The organism is Streptomyces krungchingensis (assembly GCF_054729265.1).
Genome location: NZ_JBPUKY010000001.1, coordinates 376,099 through 394,592, shown reverse-complemented (window position 1 = coordinate 394,592; position 18,494 = coordinate 376,099). Strand labels below are relative to the sequence as shown.

The following is an 18,494-nucleotide window of genomic DNA, read 5'->3' as shown; positions in this document are numbered from 1 at the left end:
CGAGCCTTCAGCACGATGACACTGCAGCAGTCCCCAGGAGCGGAACGGTCCGCTGCCGTGAGGAAAAGAGAAGGACGAATCTCGTTCCACAGATACCTAGGGTTTGCCCCACAGCGGGCGATCGTCCTCCGGGCGGCTCGTCTGCCTGAGGGTGGGACCTGGCTGTTCCCAGTGGCTGAGGCGCCGGACGGCCGGTCCGGCGCCGGGGCCGTGCGCCGGTCAGCGGCGGATGAGGCCCAGGCTCGTGGCGGTGGCGACCGCGGCGGTGCGTGAGTCGACGTCGAGCTTGGCGTAGACGCGGGCGAGGTGGGATTTGACGGTGCCCTCGGTGAGGTGGAGGCGCTCGCCGACGGCCTGGTTGGACAGGCCCTGGGCGACGAGGGTGAGGACTTCGGTCTCACGAGGGGTGAGGGTGGTACCGGGTGCACGGAGCCGGTTCATGAGTCGCTCGGCGACCGTGGGGGACAGGGTGGTGCGACCGGTGGCGGCGGTGCGGACGGCGGCGGCCAGTTCCTCGGGCGGTGCGTCCTTGAGGAGGTAGCCGGTGGCGCCCGCTTCGATGGCGGGCAGCGTGTCGGCGTCGGAGTCGTAGGTGGTGACGATCAGTACGCGGGGTGCACCGGGCCGGGCGGTGATGGCGGCGGTCGCCTCGGCGCCGCCCATGCCCTTGCCGAACTGCAGGTCCATGAGGACGACGTCGATGTCGCCTTCGGCGGCGCGTACGACGGCATCCTCGGCGGTGGCGGCTTCGGCCATCACGGTGAGGCCGGGTTCGGTCTCCAGTACGGCGCGAAGCCCGGCCCGTACGACGGGGTGGTCGTCGGCCAGGAGGAGGCGGATGGTGCTGTCGGTCACGGGCGGGCCTCGGGCTCGGTCTCGTCGGGAGGGGGCAGGGGCAGTCGGGCGGTCAGTGTGGTGCCGTGGCCGGGGGTGGATGCGACGGCCAGGGTGCCGCCGAGGTCGTGGGCGCGTGAGCGCATGGCGGCCAGGCCGAAGCCGCCGTTGCCGGCGTCGCGGTCGGGCAGCCGGCCGGTGTCGAAGCCCGCGCCGTCGTCGGCGACGGTGAGGGCGACGCGGCCGTCGGCGTAGTCGAGGGTGATGTCCGCGGTGGCGGCCTGCGCGTGGCGGACGGTGTTGGCGAGGGCGGACTGGGCGATGCGCAGCAGGGCGACCTCGTGTCCGGTCGGCAGCGGTACGGGGTCGCCGGTGAGGTGGAATCGGGTGGTGAGCGGGTGGCGGGCGCTGGTGGTGGAGCACAGGCGTTCCAGGGCGTCGGCCACGGTGGTGTCTTCGAGGGCGGGCGGGGTCAGGGCGGCGACGAAACGGCGGGCCTCGGCAAGGTTGTCCATGGCCGCCTGGCGGGCTTGCTCCACGTGGCGGGCGGCGGCTTCGGGCCGGTCGGGCAGGGCGCGCCCGGCGGCACGCAGCAGCAGCTGGATGCTGGTCAGCCCCTGGGCGAGGGTGTCGTGGATCTCGCGGGCCAGGCGCTCGCGTTCGGCCAGTACGCCGGCGGTGTGCTGGACGGCGGCGAGGTCGGCGCGGGTCGCGGTCAGCTCTTGGATCAACCGGCGGCGCTGCTCACTCTCGCGGTAGAGCGCCTGATAGCCCCACACCACGGCGACGGCCACGGCGGCACCCAGAGCAGGGCCGATGGCCATGGCCGGGCTGAAGGCCTCCTGATGGGCGGCGAAACCGGCGATGGCGGCGACCGCGGTGGCCACCACGGCGACGAGGCCGGCGCGGCGGGGCAGCAGGTGGAGCTGGAGGAAGTAGAGGGGGAAGGCGACCCAGACGGCGTCGGCGGACAGGGCCAGCAGCACCAGCCAGACGGCGCCGACAGCAGCCAGCCACAGTGCGGCGGCGCGCCGCGAGCGGCGGACACGGGGCAGGAGCGGCCCGGCCGCGTAGACCCCCGCGCAGAGCGCCGATACGGCGACGACGGCCCCGGAGTGCGGCAGGTGCCCGGTGACGGCGCGGCCCGCGGCGAGGGCGAGCAGAGCGACGACCAGCAGGTGCAGGCACCAGCTCAGGGCCCGGGTGGTCGGGGTCAGGGTGGGGGCGGAGGTGTTCACGGTCCTTCCAGGCTAAGGAAAAGGACCGGACCGGGCCTCTGCCGAAAGTTACAACTGGCGGCCCCTCTCCTGATCCGCGAAGTGCGGTCCTGGGCCAGATGCCTGTGCGGGGTGCCGACGGCGACGGTGGGGGAGTACCGCATCCACCACCGCAAAGGACAGGTCCGTGTTCGTCGCCTGGAGAGACCTGAGGTTCGCCAAGGGGCGCTTCGCCCTGATGGGGACCGTCATCGTGCTGATCACCCTGCTGGTCGGGCTGCTTTCCGGGCTGACCGCCGGGCTGGGGCAGCAGAACGTCTCCGCGATCACCTCCCTGCCCGCCGACAGAATCGCCTTCGCCGCGCGCGACGGCGGGCAGGACCTGTCGTACGCCGACTCGACGGTCACCGAGAAACAGTGGCGGTACTGGGCCCGCACGCCCGGCGTCACCCGCGCCGAACCGCTGGGCATCACCACCACCCGGGCCGCAGCGGGAGACAGGAGCGCCGGGGTGTCCGTCTTCGGAGTGCGGCCCGGCTCCTCGCTCGCACCGGAGGGCGGCGAGCTCGACGGGCACAACGCGGTGCTGTCCGTCACCGCCGCCGCCGACCTCGGCCTGAAGCCCGGTGACACCGTCACCGTCGCCGGGCGGCGACTGACGGTCGCGGCCGTGCGGGGCGACGCCCACTTCAGTCACACCCCCGTCGTCTGGACCTCCCTCGACGTCTGGCGCAGGACCGCACCGCCCGCCGACAACAGGGAAGGGCCGTCCGCGACGGTGATCGCTCTGAACACCACCTCCGACGCCGACGTCGATGCCACGGACCACGCGGCGGGCACCAAGACGCTCTCCCGGGACGACTCCCTGTCCGCGATCGGCTCCTACACCTCGGAGAACGGCTCCCTGCAACTGATGCGCGGTTTCCTGTTCGCCATCTCCGCCCTGGTCATCGGCGCGTTCTTCACCGTGTGGACCATCCAGCGCAGCGGCGACGTCGCCGTGCTGAAGGCGCTGGGCGCCTCAACGGCCGGCCTGCTCAAGGACGCCCTCGGCCAGGCCGTCGTCCTGCTCGCCGGCGGCACCCTGCTCGGTACGGGCATCGCGGGCGCTCTCGGCGCCGCCGTCTCCGGTTCCGCCGTGCCCTTCGTCCTCGAACCCGCCACGATCCTCGTCCCGGCGGCGGTGATGATCCTGCTCGGCGCGCTCGGGGCCGCGCTGTCCGTCCGCCGCATCACCTCCGTCGACCCGCTGACCGCCCTGGGGAGCGCCCGATGAGTCTGCACCTGACCGACATCACCCTCACCTATCCCGACGGCGATGCCCGGCTGACGGCCCTGGACCGGATCTGCCTGGACGTCCCCAGGGGCAGCCTGACCGCCGTGGTCGGCCCCTCCGGCTCGGGCAAGTCCAGCCTCCTCGCGGTCGCCGCCACCCTCGTCGCCCCCGATGCCGGCACCGTCACCATCGACGGCACCTCCACGACGGGCATGACCCGCCGTGAGCTGACCGAGCTGCGCCGCCACAAGATCGGCATCGTCTTCCAGCAGCCCAATCTGCTGCCCTCGCTCACCGCCGCCGAACAACTCCAGGTCATGGCGCAGATCGACGGCCGGTCACCGAAGAAGTCGTACGGACGGGCCGTGGAACTCCTGGACTCCGTCGGGCTCGCCGATCACGCACACCGCCGTCCCCGCCAGCTCTCCGGCGGCCAGCGCCAGCGCGTCAACATCGCCCGCGCCCTGATGAACGACCCCACCGTCCTCCTGGTCGACGAACCCACGAGCGCCCTCGACCACGAACGCGGCGCCGCCGTCATCGACCTGATCACCCGCCTCACCCACGAGCGCGCCACCGCCACCGTCCTGGTCACCCACGACCGCACCCACCTCACCGCCGCCGACCGCGTCGCCGAGGTGCGCGACGGGAGACTCAGCTGCCCGATCATCCGGTCCGAGCCACTTGCCGACGCGGACGCGGGGGCGTAGTCCAGGGCGTATCCGATCTGGACCGAGGTGTGTCCAACTGGTCGCAGCGTGCGATGAGTTCAGTGCTCTGTAGCGACGGGGTGGTTGCGGCGCTCGGGGGCGACGGACGTGGGCTTGTCGCGTGGCGCCTCCAGGCCTGACGCTACCGCGCCCGGGCTCTGCGCCCGCCCCTCCGGGCGACGGCATCGATCGAGAAGGGCCCCGCCCTGCGGTCGCCGCTCCAACGTCCGCAGGGACGGGGCCGCCCGCCCATCGCTCAGTCGGGCGGGCCGTGGGCGGTTGTCCCCGGACGCCCACTCCTGCAAGTAAAACGAATGATTGTTTTTTTCGCAACCTGGTCCGGCCACACAGCCGGCGTCGGGGCGCCGGTCCGCGTCAGCCGGGGGTCTGCCGGCTTCCGGCTGGGGTTGTGCCGACGAACGCCCCCCCCGGAAGTGGACGGCGGTGGCGCGGCGGGCGGCACCCTGGACTCATCATCGAACCGATCGGTACCATCTCGCCCATGCCCGTACCCAAAGGAAGCTCCCTGGATCCGGAACGAACCCGCGCGACGCTCCTCGCCTCCGCGACCGGAATCCTCTACGAGCGCGGCCTCGACGGCGTCGGCGTGACCGAGCTGTGCCGCGCGGTCGGCGCCTCCAAGGAGACCCTGTACCGCCACTTCGGCTCCAAGGACGGCCTCGTCCAGGCAGTGCTCGAGGAGCGCAGCGATCGTGTCGTGCGGTGGCTGACGGACGCGGTCGAGGCGGCGGGACCCGACCCGCGTGCCCAACTCGCGGCCCTCTTCGACGAGCTGAACGGCTGGTATCGGCAGCCCGGCTTCCGTGGCTGTGCCATCGTCAACGCCGCGACCCAACGGCACGTCCCACCCGCCCGCACCGTCGCCGACCGCCACCTGGGGCGCTACCGGCAGCTGCTGACGGACATCGCGCAGCGGTCCGGAGCCCGGGATCCACACCGCCTGGGACGCCAGCTGCTGATCCTCCTGGAAGGCGCCACCGTGGTCGCCGACCATCACGACCCCGATGGTTCGGCCGCCGAGGACGCCAAGCAGGCGGCCCTCGCACTTCTTTCGGCCGCGGGGGCGTGACGACATGGACGTTCAGGGATTCACCGCACCCGGCTTCGAGGCCGTGGCCGAGGTCTTCGCCCGCAACTTCGAGCGGTACGACGAGGTGGGCGCAGCCTTCGCCGCATACCGCCACGGCGAACCCATCGTGGACCTCTGGGGCGGCACCGCGGATCCGTCGAGCGGACGCCCCTGGCACAAAGACACACTCCAACTGGTCTTCTCCGGAGCCAAAGGCCTGACGGCCGCGTGCGTCCTCCTGCTCACGGAACGCGGACTGCTGGACCTCGACGCGCCGGCCGCGCGCTACTGGCCGGAGTTCGCGGCCGCCGGCAAGGGCCGGATCACAGTCGGCGAGATCCTTTCCCATCAGGCACGACTGCCTGGCGTACAAGCACCCTTCAGCACCGAGGAGTTGCTGTCGGTGCCGACCGGATCATCGAGTGCCTCACGGTGGTCGTCTCGGTGAAACTCGACCGGCCTGAATTCGAAGGCGCCACGCGCGGCCTGCTCGGCGGTGCCGCAGTGCGCGCCTGCGTCCAGGAGGCCGTCCAGGAGCACATGGGCACATGGCTGGAAGAACGCCCGAAGCTGGCCGCGGCCGTCATCGGCAGGACCACCTGAGGGACGCAGCTCGGCTGACAGGCGGATCCAGCCGGTGGGCACGGGATGAGTGCCCTTCCCTGACATCGGCGCCCGTGAGGTCACCACCGCTCAGGCGCCGCTTCGTCGTCAGAGCATGAGCTGGTCGATCGTGATGGGCAGCGAGCGGACGCGGCGTCCGGTGGCGTGGAAGACGGCGTTGCCGATGGCCGCGGCGAGGCCGACCAGGCCGACTTCGCCGATTCCCTTGGTTCCCGTGCGAGTTGCCCGGTCAGGACCGCCGACGAAGAGGACCTCGATGTCGGGGACGTCGGCGTTCACCGGCATCAGGTAGTCCCCGAAGGTCGCGTTGGCGATGCGCCCGGTGACGGCGTCGGTGGCCGTCTCCTCGAACATGGCCTGACTGATGCCGCCCACGGTGCCGCCGATGATCTGGCTGGTCGCCGTCTTCTCGTTCAGGATGCGTCCGCCGTCGATGGCGGAGACCACCCGTGTCACCCGCAGCAGCCCCAGCGTGGGGTCGATGCGTACTTCGACGAACTTGGCGCCGAAGGCGCCTGCGGGGGCCATCCCCAGGTCCTCGGCGCGAGGCGGGGTGCTCCTGCCGTCGGCACTGAGTTCCTCCAGACCGTGACGGGCCAGGATGCCCACGTAGGACTCGCCCTGCGCGGAATCCTCGATGAGGTGAATGCGTCCGTCGGAGACCGCCACGTCTTCGGCGGTGGCCCCTTGCAGAGGAGATCGGGTGTCGTCGCGCACGACGTCGAGGAATTCCCGCGTCAGCCGTCGGCAGGCGGCGTGCACGGCGTTGGAGAGGGCCCCGGTGAGACCGGATCCGCCGGCCTGCGGCGCGTACGGCATGTCGGAGTCGCCGAGGTCGAAACGCACCCGGGTGACGTCCAGGCCCAGGAGTTCGGCGGTCAGTTGGGTCATGACCGTGTAGGTGCCCGTTCCGATGTCGGTGGCGGCGCTGCGCGCATACGCCGAGCCGTCGTGACGTACGGACACCCGGGCCTGGCACGGTACTTGGTAGAACGGGTACGAGACCCCGGCCAGACCGTAGCCGACGAGCAGGCTTCCTTCGCGCATGGAGCCCGGTTCCCGGCCGCGTCGCGACCAGCCGAACCGCTCGGCGCCTTCGAGGTAGCACTCGCGCAGGGCGTTGCTCGACCACGGGAGGCCATGAAGCGGGTGCTCGTCCGCGAAGTTGCGCAGGCGGAACTCGAGGGGATCCATGCCGACGGCGTGGGCGACGTCGTCGATCGCCGACTCCAGGGCGAAGTTGCCCTGTCCCTCGGCCGGCGCGCGCATGGAGCCCGGGCAGGGGATGTTCAGGCGCGCCTGGCGGTCGCGGGTCAGCACGTTGGGACAGGCGTAGGCGACGGCCGAACCGGCGGAGACCGGTTCGTAGTCGTCGTCCTCCATCGCCACGGAGGAGATGCCGTGGTGCTCGATGGCGACGAGGTCCCCGTCGCGGGTCGCGCCGATCTTGATCTGCTGGACACTGTTGGGCCGGTGCCCGACGGAGGTGAACATCTCGGGTCGGGTCAGCACCAACTTGACCGGGCGTTTGAGCTCACGGGCCGCGAGTACGGCGAGGATCACGTGGGACCACACCCGCAGTCCGGCGCCGAAGCCGCCACCGACGAAGGGGGCCAGGACCCTGATGCCGCTCTCGGGGATCCGGAAGACCGCGGCGAGTGTCGTACGGACGTTGTGGGGCCACTGCGTGGAGTCGTGCACGGTCAGCGAATCGCCGTGCCAGGACGCGACGGTGGTCATCAGACCGAGCGGGTTGTTGGTGTTGTCGGGGGTGGTGTACGTCCCCTCGACGACCACGTCCGCCTGGGCGAATCCCGCGCCCACGTCACCGCGTTCGGTGTCCATGCCCCAGGGGTTCACGACGATCTCGGCCCGGGGGTCGCCCACGTCGAGCAGGGCCTCGGTCGCTTCGTACTGGATGCGGATCAACCGCGCGGCGTGCCGGGCCTGTTCGGCGCTCTCGGCCACCACGATCGCGACGTGCTGTCCGTAGTGCAGGATGCGGTCGTCCTGCAGGGGAACGGGAGGCGATCCGCCCAGCAGGGTCATCGGACCGTGTTCCAGGCTCGGCGCGGTCAGATGGGTGATGACGGTCAGCACACCAGGAGCCGCCAGGGCCTCGGACGCATCGATGCCGGTGATGCGTCCCGCGGCGACGGTGCTGCCCACCAGGGCGGCGTGTGTCATGCCGGGCAGGGTGAAGTCGTTGGGGTACTGGGCCGCTCCGGTCACCTTGAGCGGGGCGTCGACGCGGTCGAGGCCCGCACCGACGATCCTGCCGGCTTCGAGAGTCGTCATGACGGTGCTCCTGCAACGGTCTCGAGCGTGCGTACGAGAGTGCGCTTGGCCAGCTCCACCTTGAAGGCGGTGCCGGGCAGCGGCCTGGCGCCCACGAGGGCCGCCTCCGCCGCGGCGTGGAAGAGGTCGGTGTCCGCGGCGTTGCCGCGCAGGACGTCCTCCGCGTCCCAGGCCCGCCAGGGGATCGTGCCGACCCCGCCCAGTGCCACGCGCGCCTCCTGGACGACGCCGTCCTCGATCACGAGGGCCACCGCGGCCGAGGTCAGCGCGAACTCGTAGGAGACGCGGTCGCGGACCTTGACGTAGTGGGACCGGATCCCGGCGTCGAGCAGCGGGATGTCGACCGCGGTGATCAACTCACCGTGCCGCAACACGTTCTCGATGTGGGGTGTGTCGCCCGGCGGCAGATAGAACTGGGTCATGGGGATCGACCGCGCCCCGTCCATGCCCTGCGTGTGGACGATCGCGTCGAGTGCCGTCAGCGGCACCGCGACGTCCGAGGCGTGCAGGGCGATGCAGTGGTCGCTGGTGCCGAGGATGGCGTGCATCCGCTGGATTCCGGCGATCGCGGCGCATCCCGAGCCGGGATCGCGCTTGTTGCAGGCGGCGACGGTGGGGTCTCTGAAGTAACGGCACCGGGCCCGTTGCAGCAGGTTGCCGCCGATCGTGGCCATGTTCCGCAGTTGGGTCGAGGCACCCAGCAGAAGCGCCTCGCGGACGAAGGGGAGTCGCTCGCCGATGACCGGGTCGGCGGCGAGTTCCTCCATCGTCGTCAACGCTCCGACCTGGACGGCCGAGTCGGTGTGCGTGATGCCTCCGAGGGGGAGACGGGTGATGTCGACGAGCCGGTCGGGGTGGAGAACGCCGTCCTTCATCAGGTCCAGCTGTGTGGTGCCGCCGGCGAGGAACGTCGCGTCCGGGTCGGCACTGACGGTGGCCACGGCCTGGTCGGCGTCGATGGCGCGGGCATACTCGAAGGGATGCATCGTCACCCCTCCGCGGCCACATCGCGAATTGCGGCGCGAATGTTCGGATAGGCGCCGCAGCGGCAGAGGTTGCCGCTCATGAACTCGCGGATGTCCTCTTCCGAGTTCGCACGTCCCTCGGCGATGAGGCACACCGCGGACATGATCTGCCCCGGCGTGCAGTAACCGCACTGAAACGCGTCGTGACGGGCGAACGCCGCCTGCATGGGGTGCGGCTCACCGTCCACGGACAGCGACTCCACGGTGGTGATCCCGCGCCCCTCGCACTGGGCGGCCAGCGCGAGACACGACACCACGCGCTTCCCGTCGACCATGACCGTGCAGGCCCCGCACGCACCCTGGTCGCAGCCCTTCTTCGCCCCGGTCAGGCCCAGATGGTCACGCAGCGCGTCGAGCAGTGTGACCCGCGTGTCCAGGCGGAGCCGGTGCGGTGTGCCGTTCACGTTCAAGGTCACGTCGACCTGGGGTACTTCCGGCGGCGCTTGTCCTGCCGTCCGCGCCTCGGCTTCCACATGCTTCATGGCGCCTCGATTCCGATCTCTCGGGCGGAGCATCTGCCGGGCCAGGGGTTCCACACACGCCCGTGCGTCGATGCGCAGCGCTGTGTCTCACAGCATGGCCGTCCCGGCCGGGACACTACGGATGTGAGCGCCTACAGGGAGCGAGGGCCCTGTCTTGGAGACGTCCACCGGAGAACATGACCAACCCGTCATTGCTGTTGCCCAAGCCTAACGACGTTGCGTCCGGCCCGCAGAAGTTGAAGTGTGCTCCTGACCGGGGCACATGATGCCGTCGGGGCTCACACGTGTCGCAGGAAAGTCGGGGCTCACACGTGTCGCAGGAAGGTGGTGGGCGTCGTGCCGTACGCCTCTTTGAACTGCCGTGTGAAGTGGCTGGCATCCGAGAACTTCCAGTGAGCGGCCACGTCGGCGATCCTCGCCGCTGCGCCGGCCCGCGCCAGTTCGTCGCGTGCCGCGCCCAGGCGGCGTCGCCGCAGGTACGCCATCGGGGTCTCGCCCTCGGCGGCGAAGGAACGGTGGAGCGTGCGGACGGACACTCCGAGTGCCGCGGCGATCGCAGCGGGAGACAGGGAAGGATCATCGAGATGTCGGTCGATGGTCCGCTTCGCCACGGCGACGATCGCGGTGCCGAGCTGCTGCGAGTCGGTCGTGCCCCGCTCGCTGACGACTCCGCCGAGCAGGCACAGGGCTGCTTCCTGGGCAGCCTGGCGCCCGGCGGGGCAGAGCGCGTGCACCGCGTCGCCGTTCCGGAGCGTCTCCAGGTACGAGATCAGGACATGGGCCTGCGGATCGGCGAGGTCGCACAGCACGTACGGGCGGAGGACGTGCGATCCGCCGAGGTGGTGGGCGAGCAGAGGTCTGGGGACCGTCATCCAACGGGAGACGGTGGCGTGACCGACCAGGAAGCGCCACGGCGTGGCCGTGTCGCGGATCAACAGCTTGCCGGGTTCGAGGGTGAAGGCGCTGATCCTGTTCTCGAAGCGGATCCATCCGGTGAGGACGTACTGAAGGACGACCGGGTCGATCGTGGAACCGCCCCCCGACACTCCGGTGATCTCGTCGGTGTGCTGGTGGGCGTAGGACAGGTCTCTGAGCACGAATCCGTGGGCCTCGAAACGGAATCCCCTGATGCCCGAGTACGCCGGGAGACAGAGCCCTGTGCAGTGCCGCCAGATCCGGGGCTTCCACTCGTGCAGCAGACGACGCGCTCCCTCCAGTGGCTGTGGTGCGATGTTCAGTGACGCCAGCGGGAGTGGGCTGCTCTTGGGCGATGGGGTGGGTGTTCCGGCTTCCATGACGGTCCTCGCGGCGCCCGGACGTCCTGACGTGTCCGGCCGCGGCGGCATGGGGGGCATCGAGAGTCACCAATCTACGGATGTGTGAAGCTCAGCGCACTTGCGCGCGTGTCGGCGCGCGGCGTGACGGCGGTCGGGACGTGCGGATTCGGGTGCCACCCTGTCGCTGATGTGAGCGTGCGACCTGTCGCCGTCTCGGAGGACACTGGGGGCGTACCGAGTTCTGAAGCGAATGTGAGCTGACGACCATGGGTGCATCTCAGGCCACCCGGCGCGATGGCGATCACACGGTGGTCCGGGCGGAAGAACCGGCCCACATCCTCATTGATCACGCGGGCGTGGTCGTCGGATGGAGTCCCGCGGCTGAACGATTGCTCGGCCGTCCCGCTCGCGCGGTGCTGGGGCGCTCGGTGGGCGATCTGCTCGCCGACGTCGTGCCCGCGGAGCGCGCCCTCGGCATCGGTGACGGCCTCACGGTTCGGCCGCACGGCACGGACGGAGCGTGCTTGTCCTGCCGGTTGGACGTGCGTCGTGATCGCGTGGGCGGCGGCGAGACGCGATGGGAGGTCACGGTCACACCGGTGGATGGGGAGGATGCGACGTCGGAACTGCACCAAGCCCTCCTGGAGACCCTCTTCACGGTCTCGCCCGTGGGCCTGTATCTCTTCGACCCTGATCTGCGGGTCATCCGGTTCAACCCCACGGCGGAGGGCATGGAGCACACCTCCCTCGCGGACGCCGTCGGCAAGCGCCCCGCCGAGGCATGGCCCGGCGTCGCCGTGGAGGCGATGGAGCGCGTGATGGAGGAGGTGCTCGACACCGGTCGGCCGGCGATCGGCGTCGAGAAGCGGATGTGCCCACCGGGAGACCCCGATCACGAACACGTCTATTCGGCCTCCGTCTTCCCGCTGGTGAGCGATCAGGGCCGCCTCCTGGGCCTCGCCGACGCCACCGTCGATGTGACCGACCGCCACCTCGCACAGCGGCGGCTGCAGGTGCTCGCGCAGGCCGGCACCCGGATCGGGGCGACGCTGGACGTGCTGGACAACGCTCGTGGCCTGGCCGAAGTGTCCGTACCCGGACTGGCCGACACCATGGCGGTGGACGTACTGGAACCGGTCCTGGCAGGAGAGGAACTCGAAGCCGGCCCGGTGCGGCCCGACACCGTACTGCGTCGTGCGGCTTCGCGGTTCCGTGACGAGAGAGCGCCGACGGCGACCCACCCCGACCGTGCGGTCCCACCGGTGACTGTGGCCGCCGAGGTACTCGCCGACCTCGAACCGCGCATCCTCGACCCGCTCGACACTGTCGGACGGCAGGCGCTGAACGCCTTGCCGGGACGCGGCGAAGAGGTCCACTCCCTGATGCTCGTCCCCCTGGTCGCCCAGAACAGGGCACTCGGGCTCGCCGTGTTCGGCCGCGACCGGCACCGCAGGCCCTTCGAACCGGACGATCTGGTCCTGGCCGGAGAACTCGCCCTGCGCACCGCCGCATGCCTCGACAACACCCGCCGATACCTGCGTGAGCGCAACGCGCTGGCCGCCTTGCAGTGCGACCTCCGCTCGGAAGACCTTCCACCGGCGGACACCCTTGATGTGGCGCACACCTATGTGCGAGCCGGCTCCGGCGGCGACTGGGTCGATGCCGTACCGCTCTCGGGAGCACGCGTAGCCCTTGTCGCGGGCCGTGTGCCGGGCCGCGGCCTGCAGGCCGCGGCAGCCGCCGGCCGGCTGCGCGCAGCGGTGCACACCTTGTCGGACCTGGACCTGGAACCGGACGAACTCCTCGCCCGGCTCGACGACCTCGCACGTCGGCTCACCATGGGCGAGCACCCCGGAACGGAGACAGAACGACCGGAGCATCACACTGTGCGGTCCGAGGAAGGGGACGAGGCCGGCGCCACATGCCTCTACCTGATCTACGACCCCGTGTCGGGACGTTGCTCGGCCTCCAGTGCCGGCCACCCCTGGCCCGTCGTCGTACACGCCGACGGAACGGACACCGTCCTGAAGCAGCCGACCGGAGCTGCCCTGTGCTGTTCCGACGGGCCTTTCGAGACGATCGACCTCGCCCTGGCCGAGGGCTCGACACTGGCCCTGTACACCCAGGGTCTCTTCCAGGAGTGGCCCGTGGAGCCGGCGCGCGAGCGTGCGGCCGCCCTCCTCGACCGATTCGCAGGACCTGTGCGCCAGGCGTGCACCCTGCTGACCGACGCCTTCCTCCCGGAACGGCCGAGCGAGGACGCCGTCGTGCAGGTCGCCCGTACGCACACGCTCGGTCCGGCACGGGTCGCGTCGTGGGACCTGCCGAGCGAGCCCTCCGTCGTCCCCACGGCCCGCTCGCTCGTGACCCGGCAGCTCACCGCGTGGGGCATGAGCGACCTGACGTTCACGACGGAACTGATCGCCAGCGAACTCGTCACCAACGCCATCCGGTACGCCAGACCTCCCGTGACCCTGCGCTTGATCCGCACCCACGCTCTGACCTGCGAGGTCTCCGACGGCAGCAGCACCTCGCCGCGGCTGCGGCACGCCCGCACCACCGAAGAAGGAGGGAGGGGACTCCTCCTCGCCGCCGGGTTCTCCGACCGGTGGGGCACCAGGTATTCCGAGGAGGGCAAGACCGTCTGGGCCGAGCAGGGCCTTCCCGAACCCGTGGGGTGAGGCCGGCGGCAACGGTTCGAGCCTCCGTCACTCCGACCGCCCCCGAGAAGGTGCCATGCACTACCTTGAGAACGAAGGCAACCTGGATGCACCGGCCGACGACGACAGTGTCTTCCCCCGCCTTTCGGACGAACACGTGGACTGCTTCCGCCGATATGGGTTTCGGGACCGGCTGAAGGCAGGTCAGGTGCTGTACTCCCGCGGTGCCCAGAACTTCGACTTCTACCTCGTTCTGGACGGGACGATCAATGTCTACCAGGAGGGCAGCCCGGGGGAGTCGGACGAGGAGCGGATCATCACCGTGTACGGCGCCGGCCAGTTCACGGGCGAGCTGTCGCTCCTGAACCGGCAGAAGTCCCTGGTCGAGGCGGTGGCCGGCGAGGACTGCGAGGTGATCCACCTGCGCCCCGCACAGCTGCGCCGGATGATATCCAACGAGCCGGACATCGCTCGCATCGTACTGAAGGCCTTCATTCTGAGGCGTCTGAGATACATTCGGCTGGGGCTCGGAACCGTCGTGCTCGCCGGACCGCCCAGTTCCAGGGATGTCGTCCGCATCCGAAGTTTCCTGGAACGCAACGACTATCCGGTTCACCATGTCGATCCGGAAGTGTCCGAAGCAGGTGCCCTTCTGGGCAGTTACGGCGTGGGAACGTCGGTCCGGTGGCCGGTCGTCGTCTGCCGCTCCGGGGGCTACCTGGAGAACCCGACGATCGCTGAAGTCGCCAGCTGCGTAGGCATCGTCGAGGTTCTCAACGATCTCGAAACCGTCGATGTCGCCGTGGTCGGCGCCGGCCCGTCCGGTCTGGCCGCCGCCGTCTACGCCGCGTCCGAGGGGCTCAGCACGGTCGTGATCGAATCCACCGCACCCGGCGGACAGGCGGGTACGTCCTCGATGATCGAGAACTATCTGGGCTTCCCGCTCGGCATCAGCGGCCATGAACTCGCCGCACGAGCCCAGGTGCAGGCACGGAAGTTCGGCGCTCGCATCGCGATACCCCGGTCCGTGGAGGGCGTCGACTGCGCGAGCTGCCCGTTCACCCTGCGTCTCAGTGACGGCCAAGCGGTCGCAGCCCGCACCGTCGTGGTGGCGACGGGCGCTCACTACCGGCGTCTGGACCTGCCGGAACTCGGCCAGTTCGAGGGAAACGGCGTCCACTACGCCGCCACGGCTCTCGAAGGGCCGTTCTGTGCGGACGAAGAGGCCTTCGTCGTCGGCGGAGCGAACTCCGCGGGCCAGGCAGCGGTGTTCCTCTCGCGGTTCGCCCGTCATGTCCGCGTCCTCGTGCGTGGACGAGGGCTCGCCGACTCCATGTCCCAGTACCTGCTCACCCGGATCGAGGCATCCGAGAAGATCTCGGTGCACCCGCGATCCGAGATCACCGCGTTGCGGGGCAACGGCCATGTGGAGGCCGTGCGCTGGAGCAACAGCGCGACAGGGGAGTCACGCGTGGATCCCACGTCCAATGTCTTCCTGATGCTGGGCGCCGTGCCCAACACGGACTGGCTCAACGGCTGTCTGGAGACCGACCCGAAGGGATTCGTTCGCGTGGGCAGCGATGTGATGGACACGTCCGCGTTCCCTTCGGACCGCCGCCCGATGGCGATGGAGGCCAGCGTGCCGGGCATCTTCGCGGTCGGCGATGTCCGAGCGGGTTCGGTGAAGCGCGTGGCGTCCGCCGTGGGAGAAGGGTCGGTGGTGATCTCCCAGATACACCGCGCCCTGGCAGCGGCCGGCTCGCGCGTCTGACGGCGGCAAGAAGCAGGACGATCGGCCTCGGCCTGCGGGTACAGGCGGCCACCCGCCCGGGGCAGGCGGGCGGCGGGCACGGCCCTCGGCTGCCGGCGGGCGACGAGTTCACGGCGCGGCCGGCGGCGCGGACCTCATTCGAAGACGATCACCCGGCGCCCGACGACGTCGCCGCGCCCCAGGGCTTCCAGATTCTCGTTGACGTCATCGAGCTTGACGCTGGTGACGTTGTGCTTGACGAGGCCGGCCTCGGCTAGGGAGAGCACCTCGACCAGGTCCAGGTGGTTGCCCCAGAAGGAACCGACGTAGGACAGCTCCGTTCCCACGAAGGGGAACTGGTTGTGCTCCACGCGGTGGCTCATCAGACCGACGGCCGCCAACGCGCCCTCAGGACCCAGCAGGTCGAACCCCATGGAGACGGACGCGTCGCTGCCGACGCAGTCCAGGATCGCGTCGATCGTTCTCCGGCCGGTCAGCCGCTCCAGTTCGTCCTGGATGGCCTCGGTGGACTTGTCCTTGACGTTGATGCCGTGGTCGGCGCCGTTCTCCTTCGCCACGTCCAGCTTGTTGTCCGAACGGGCGAGCGCCACCACCGTCGCTCCGCTTCCGAGGAGCTTCGCGTACTGGACCGCGTAGCTGCCCAGACCGCCGATGCCCGTGACCGCGACGGTGCGGCCCGCACCGAGCTTGCCCGCGTCCCGCAGCTTCTTCATCCCTCGGTACGGTGTCATCCCCGCGTCGGTCATGGGCGCGAGGAGCTCGGGTGTCTTCGCGGCCTCCTCGGAGACCGGGATCGCATGACGGTGTTCCACGGCCATGTACTCGGCGAAACCGCCCGGAGGACCGAAGCCCACCCACCGACCGGTGCCGCTGCACAACTGCTCGTTGCCTTCACGGCACTGGCGACATGTGCCGTCGCCCCAACTGGGGTTGACCACCACCGTGTCGCCCTCGGAGTAGCCGATCGACTGCGGTACGCCACTGCCCAGTCCCGCCACTCGGCCGGTGACCTCATGGCCGGGGATGTAGGGGAAGTCCACGGGGAACGGGCCTTTGAAATAGCCATCGACGAGCTGGTAGTCGCTTCGGCACATGCCGGTCGCGGCGACCTTCAACAGGATCTCGTCCGGTGCGGGTTCGGGCACGGGAACCTCTTCGATCCGAAGAGGCTCGTTGTAACCGTGCATCCGAGCTGCTCGCATCTGCATGGGGGGTGCCTCGCTTTCGCCGTCGAGCCGCGGCGCGCGCCGTTCGGCGTGACGGTGTCCGAGTGCCGTCCCCGGTCGCGGCCGCCGCGTGCGATATCACCAGGTTGCTGTGTCCGGGGTGGCCGCGCATCCGGGCTTGGCGCGTAGATTCCACTACCGGCAGGTGCTCACACGTGACACTCCGCAGTTCGTCGCCTTCATGAACCCGGTGAGGCCGTGGTGGCGCTCATCGGGTACTTCGGCCGCCGCGCCGGCACCGTACGCGATGGAATCTCGGCGCCAGTCGAGCGGGACCGATCCGGATTGCCGGCCTGACATGCCGGTCCTAGCGTTGAAGTCGGCCTCTCAGCGCGACGGATCCCGTCGACGGCGAGGGCGCAGGCACGGACGATCCCCTCACCCGAGCAGGCCCTCGCAAAGGACAGCCATGATCAAACCGTATGGTCCCTACGACTTCATGCCGCCGATCAGGACCTTCTCGCTGACCTCGGATTCCGTGGCCGACGGCGGACGACTGGCCCGCGAGCAGGTGAGCGGCATCCTCGGAGCGGGCGGACAGGACATCTCACCGCAGCTGAGCTGGTCCGGCTTTCCCGAGGAGACGCGGAGCTTCACGGTCGCGATGTTCGACCCCGACGTGCCCACCGCGTCGGGCTTCTGGCACTGGGCTCTGGCCAATCTGCCCGCCTCCGTGACCGACCTGCCGGCCGGGGCAGGGGACGGTGGCAGCCTGCCCGGCAGCGCGGTGACACTGGCCAACGACGCCGGCCACAGAAGGTACCTCGGTCCGGCGACACCACCGGGCAACGGGCCGGACCGGTACTTCCTCGTGGTCCATGCCGTCGACGCGGACGAACTGCCGGTGAACGAGACGACCACGCCCGCCTACATGGATTTCCTGCTGTTCACTCACGCCCTCGCGCGGGCGACCATGTACGGCACCTACGAGCGATGAACGGGTCCGGCCGACCACGCCTCCACCGGCGTGAGCGGCAGTGCTGAGCAGGATGTTCGGCACCGCGGCCGCTGGGTCACTGCCTCGGGCAGTGACCCAGCCGGACCCGTGCGCACGCGGAGCTGCGGGAACCGGCCCCGCGTCACGTCGGCTGACGGTCGTCCTGGCCTGCGGTCAGGGCGTTCCGGGCCGCCAGGGGGCGAAGGCCTCGTCCGGGCTGCCGAGCAGTGCAGCCGCCTGGTGCCGCGTGTGCTCCGCAGCCAGCTTGGCCTCCGCGACGACGTCGCCGCGCTCGCGGACCAAGTCGTCGTAGATCGTGAGATGAATGTTCTCGGTAGGGCTGAGCGTCACTACCGGTCCTTCCGCTGTCGTGTCTCTTCCGTGACCGTTCCTGATCCCCGGTAAAAGCTCGCCCGGCCGTCAGGCCCGGTTCAGCCGGGAAGCGATTCCGTGACCGATCAGCAAATAAAGAACCGCCGGAAGTCCATAATTGAGAACGACGCGTAGGCCTTCTGTGTCCATCGTGAAAATGTCCTGCGACCACCAGGCCAGCCAGTCCGCCGTGCCCCGCACGAATTCGACGAACACATTCGCCTGGTTCGCATCGAGCAGGTACAGCAGGACCCACAGAACCAGCAGGCCGGCCGCGGTGTCCGCGACCGTGCAGACCGCCAGCGCCGCCCGTCGTCCGCCGTCGCGGTGGCGCACGGCGCGCTCCGGGCCCGCAGGCTGGTTGTACGTGGAGTACCCGGAATACGGGTCTGGGTTGCTCACGAGAAATTCCCATCTGACGCGTTGTCGTGTCGGCAGGACGGCCCAGGTACTGAAATTCGGACCGAGGCGCTTGCCGACTCCTCTCCCTTTCTGCGCCTTACCGGCATGGTCGCGTTACACCGCCGTCCACAACTCGCGAAATATGGCCGCCTATAAGGGCACTTACCGCGTTGTCGGTCATCGAAATATGAGGACCGGAATCTGCGCACCGCATCCCCGGAACTCCGGCACGACCACGTGACATCACCGGAAGGCAGCAGGCAGCAGGCAGCAGGCAGCAGGCGGCAGGCAGC

Annotated in this window: 17 protein-coding genes; 8 read left to right on the top strand and 9 right to left on the bottom strand. The window is 69.9% G+C overall.

The window, feature by feature from the left end; translation table 11 throughout:
• Positions 1-219: 219 nt before the first annotated feature.
• Positions 220-855, bottom strand: a complete 636-nt coding sequence (locus tag ACSYGO_RS01875; RefSeq protein WP_426681283.1) for a response regulator — start codon at positions 853-855, stop codon at positions 220-222.
• A complete protein-coding gene (locus ACSYGO_RS01870; protein WP_460385558.1) occupies positions 852-2,072 on the bottom strand; it encodes a sensor histidine kinase in 1,221 nt (406 codons plus the stop codon). Before ACSYGO_RS01870 ends, ACSYGO_RS01875 begins: the two co-directional genes overlap by 4 nt.
• A 166-nt stretch (positions 2,073-2,238) precedes the next feature.
• On the opposite strand from ACSYGO_RS01870, the gene ACSYGO_RS01865 reads away from it, so the two are divergent.
• The 5 genes from ACSYGO_RS01865 to ACSYGO_RS01845 all read left to right on the top strand — a co-directional run bounded on the left by ACSYGO_RS01865 (position 2,239) and on the right by ACSYGO_RS01845 (position 5,730).
• Positions 2,239-3,327, top strand: coding sequence for an ABC transporter permease (locus tag ACSYGO_RS01865; protein WP_460385557.1), 1,089 nt, complete (start codon positions 2,239-2,241; stop codon positions 3,325-3,327).
• Positions 3,324-4,037 carry an ABC transporter ATP-binding protein gene (locus ACSYGO_RS01860; protein ID WP_432173544.1) on the top strand — a complete coding sequence of 238 codons (714 nt, stop codon included), beginning with the start codon at positions 3,324-3,326 and terminating at the stop codon, positions 4,035-4,037. Before ACSYGO_RS01865 ends, ACSYGO_RS01860 begins: the two co-directional genes overlap by 4 nt.
• Before the next feature lie 502 nt (positions 4,038-4,539).
• On the top strand, positions 4,540-5,127 hold the full coding sequence (locus ACSYGO_RS01855; protein ID WP_460385556.1) for a TetR/AcrR family transcriptional regulator: 588 nt from the start codon (positions 4,540-4,542) through the stop codon (positions 5,125-5,127).
• Positions 5,128-5,131: 4 nt separating this feature from the next.
• The gene (locus ACSYGO_RS01850) at positions 5,132-5,575 is read left to right on the top strand and encodes a serine hydrolase domain-containing protein (RefSeq protein ID WP_460385555.1); all 444 of its coding nucleotides are present in this window, start codon (positions 5,132-5,134) and stop codon (positions 5,573-5,575) included.
• Complete coding sequence (locus tag ACSYGO_RS01845; protein WP_460385554.1) at positions 5,560-5,730, top strand: hypothetical protein; 171 nt, start codon at positions 5,560-5,562, stop codon at positions 5,728-5,730. Before ACSYGO_RS01850 ends, ACSYGO_RS01845 begins: the two co-directional genes overlap by 16 nt.
• 108 nt (positions 5,731-5,838) lie before the next feature.
• Here ACSYGO_RS01845 and ACSYGO_RS01840 read toward each other — a convergent pair whose 3' ends face one another.
• The 4 genes from ACSYGO_RS01840 to ACSYGO_RS01825 all read right to left on the bottom strand — a co-directional run bounded on the left by ACSYGO_RS01840 (position 5,839) and on the right by ACSYGO_RS01825 (position 10,851).
• Positions 5,839-8,049, bottom strand: coding sequence for a xanthine dehydrogenase family protein molybdopterin-binding subunit (locus ACSYGO_RS01840; protein WP_460385553.1), 2,211 nt, complete (start codon positions 8,047-8,049; stop codon positions 5,839-5,841).
• Positions 8,046-9,035 (bottom strand): FAD binding domain-containing protein, encoded by a 990-nt coding sequence (locus ACSYGO_RS01835; RefSeq protein WP_460385552.1) that lies wholly within the window; start codon positions 9,033-9,035, stop codon positions 8,046-8,048. Before ACSYGO_RS01835 ends, ACSYGO_RS01840 begins: the two co-directional genes overlap by 4 nt.
• Positions 9,036-9,037: 2 nt before the next feature.
• Entirely contained in the window at positions 9,038-9,556 is a 519-nt protein-coding gene (locus ACSYGO_RS01830; RefSeq protein ID WP_460385550.1) for a (2Fe-2S)-binding protein, read from the bottom strand.
• 305 nt (positions 9,557-9,861) lie between these two features.
• Positions 9,862-10,851 carry a helix-turn-helix domain-containing protein gene (locus ACSYGO_RS01825; RefSeq protein ID WP_460385548.1) on the bottom strand — a complete coding sequence of 330 codons (990 nt, stop codon included), beginning with the start codon at positions 10,849-10,851 and terminating at the stop codon, positions 9,862-9,864.
• Positions 10,852-11,099: 248 nt separating this feature from the next.
• On the opposite strand from ACSYGO_RS01825, the gene ACSYGO_RS01820 reads away from it, so the two are divergent.
• Positions 11,100-13,514 carry a SpoIIE family protein phosphatase gene (locus tag ACSYGO_RS01820; RefSeq protein WP_460385547.1) on the top strand — a complete coding sequence of 805 codons (2,415 nt, stop codon included), beginning with the start codon at positions 11,100-11,102 and terminating at the stop codon, positions 13,512-13,514.
• A 55-nt stretch (positions 13,515-13,569) separates the two neighbouring features.
• On the top strand, positions 13,570-15,264 hold the full coding sequence (locus ACSYGO_RS01815) for an FAD-dependent oxidoreductase (RefSeq protein ID WP_460385546.1): 1,695 nt from the start codon (positions 13,570-13,572) through the stop codon (positions 15,262-15,264).
• Between the two features lie 134 nt (positions 15,265-15,398).
• On the opposite strand, the gene ACSYGO_RS01810 is transcribed toward ACSYGO_RS01815, so the two are convergent.
• Positions 15,399-16,409 (bottom strand): NAD(P)-dependent alcohol dehydrogenase, encoded by a 1,011-nt coding sequence (locus ACSYGO_RS01810; RefSeq protein ID WP_460385545.1) that lies wholly within the window; start codon positions 16,407-16,409, stop codon positions 15,399-15,401.
• A 490-nt stretch (positions 16,410-16,899) separates the two neighbouring features.
• Between ACSYGO_RS01810 and ACSYGO_RS01805 the strand changes: the two genes are divergently transcribed.
• Positions 16,900-17,427 carry a YbhB/YbcL family Raf kinase inhibitor-like protein gene (locus ACSYGO_RS01805; RefSeq protein WP_460385544.1) on the top strand — a complete coding sequence of 176 codons (528 nt, stop codon included), beginning with the start codon at positions 16,900-16,902 and terminating at the stop codon, positions 17,425-17,427.
• 174 nt (positions 17,428-17,601) lie between these two features.
• Here ACSYGO_RS01805 and ACSYGO_RS01800 read toward each other — a convergent pair whose 3' ends face one another.
• Both ACSYGO_RS01800 and ACSYGO_RS01795 read right to left on the bottom strand, forming a co-directional pair.
• Complete coding sequence (locus ACSYGO_RS01800) at positions 17,602-17,778, bottom strand: hypothetical protein (RefSeq protein ID WP_426681269.1); 177 nt, start codon at positions 17,776-17,778, stop codon at positions 17,602-17,604.
• Between the two features lie 69 nt (positions 17,779-17,847).
• Positions 17,848-18,201 carry a hypothetical protein gene (locus ACSYGO_RS01795; RefSeq protein WP_432173532.1) on the bottom strand — a complete coding sequence of 118 codons (354 nt, stop codon included), beginning with the start codon at positions 18,199-18,201 and terminating at the stop codon, positions 17,848-17,850.
• Positions 18,202-18,494: the final 293 nt, after the last annotated feature.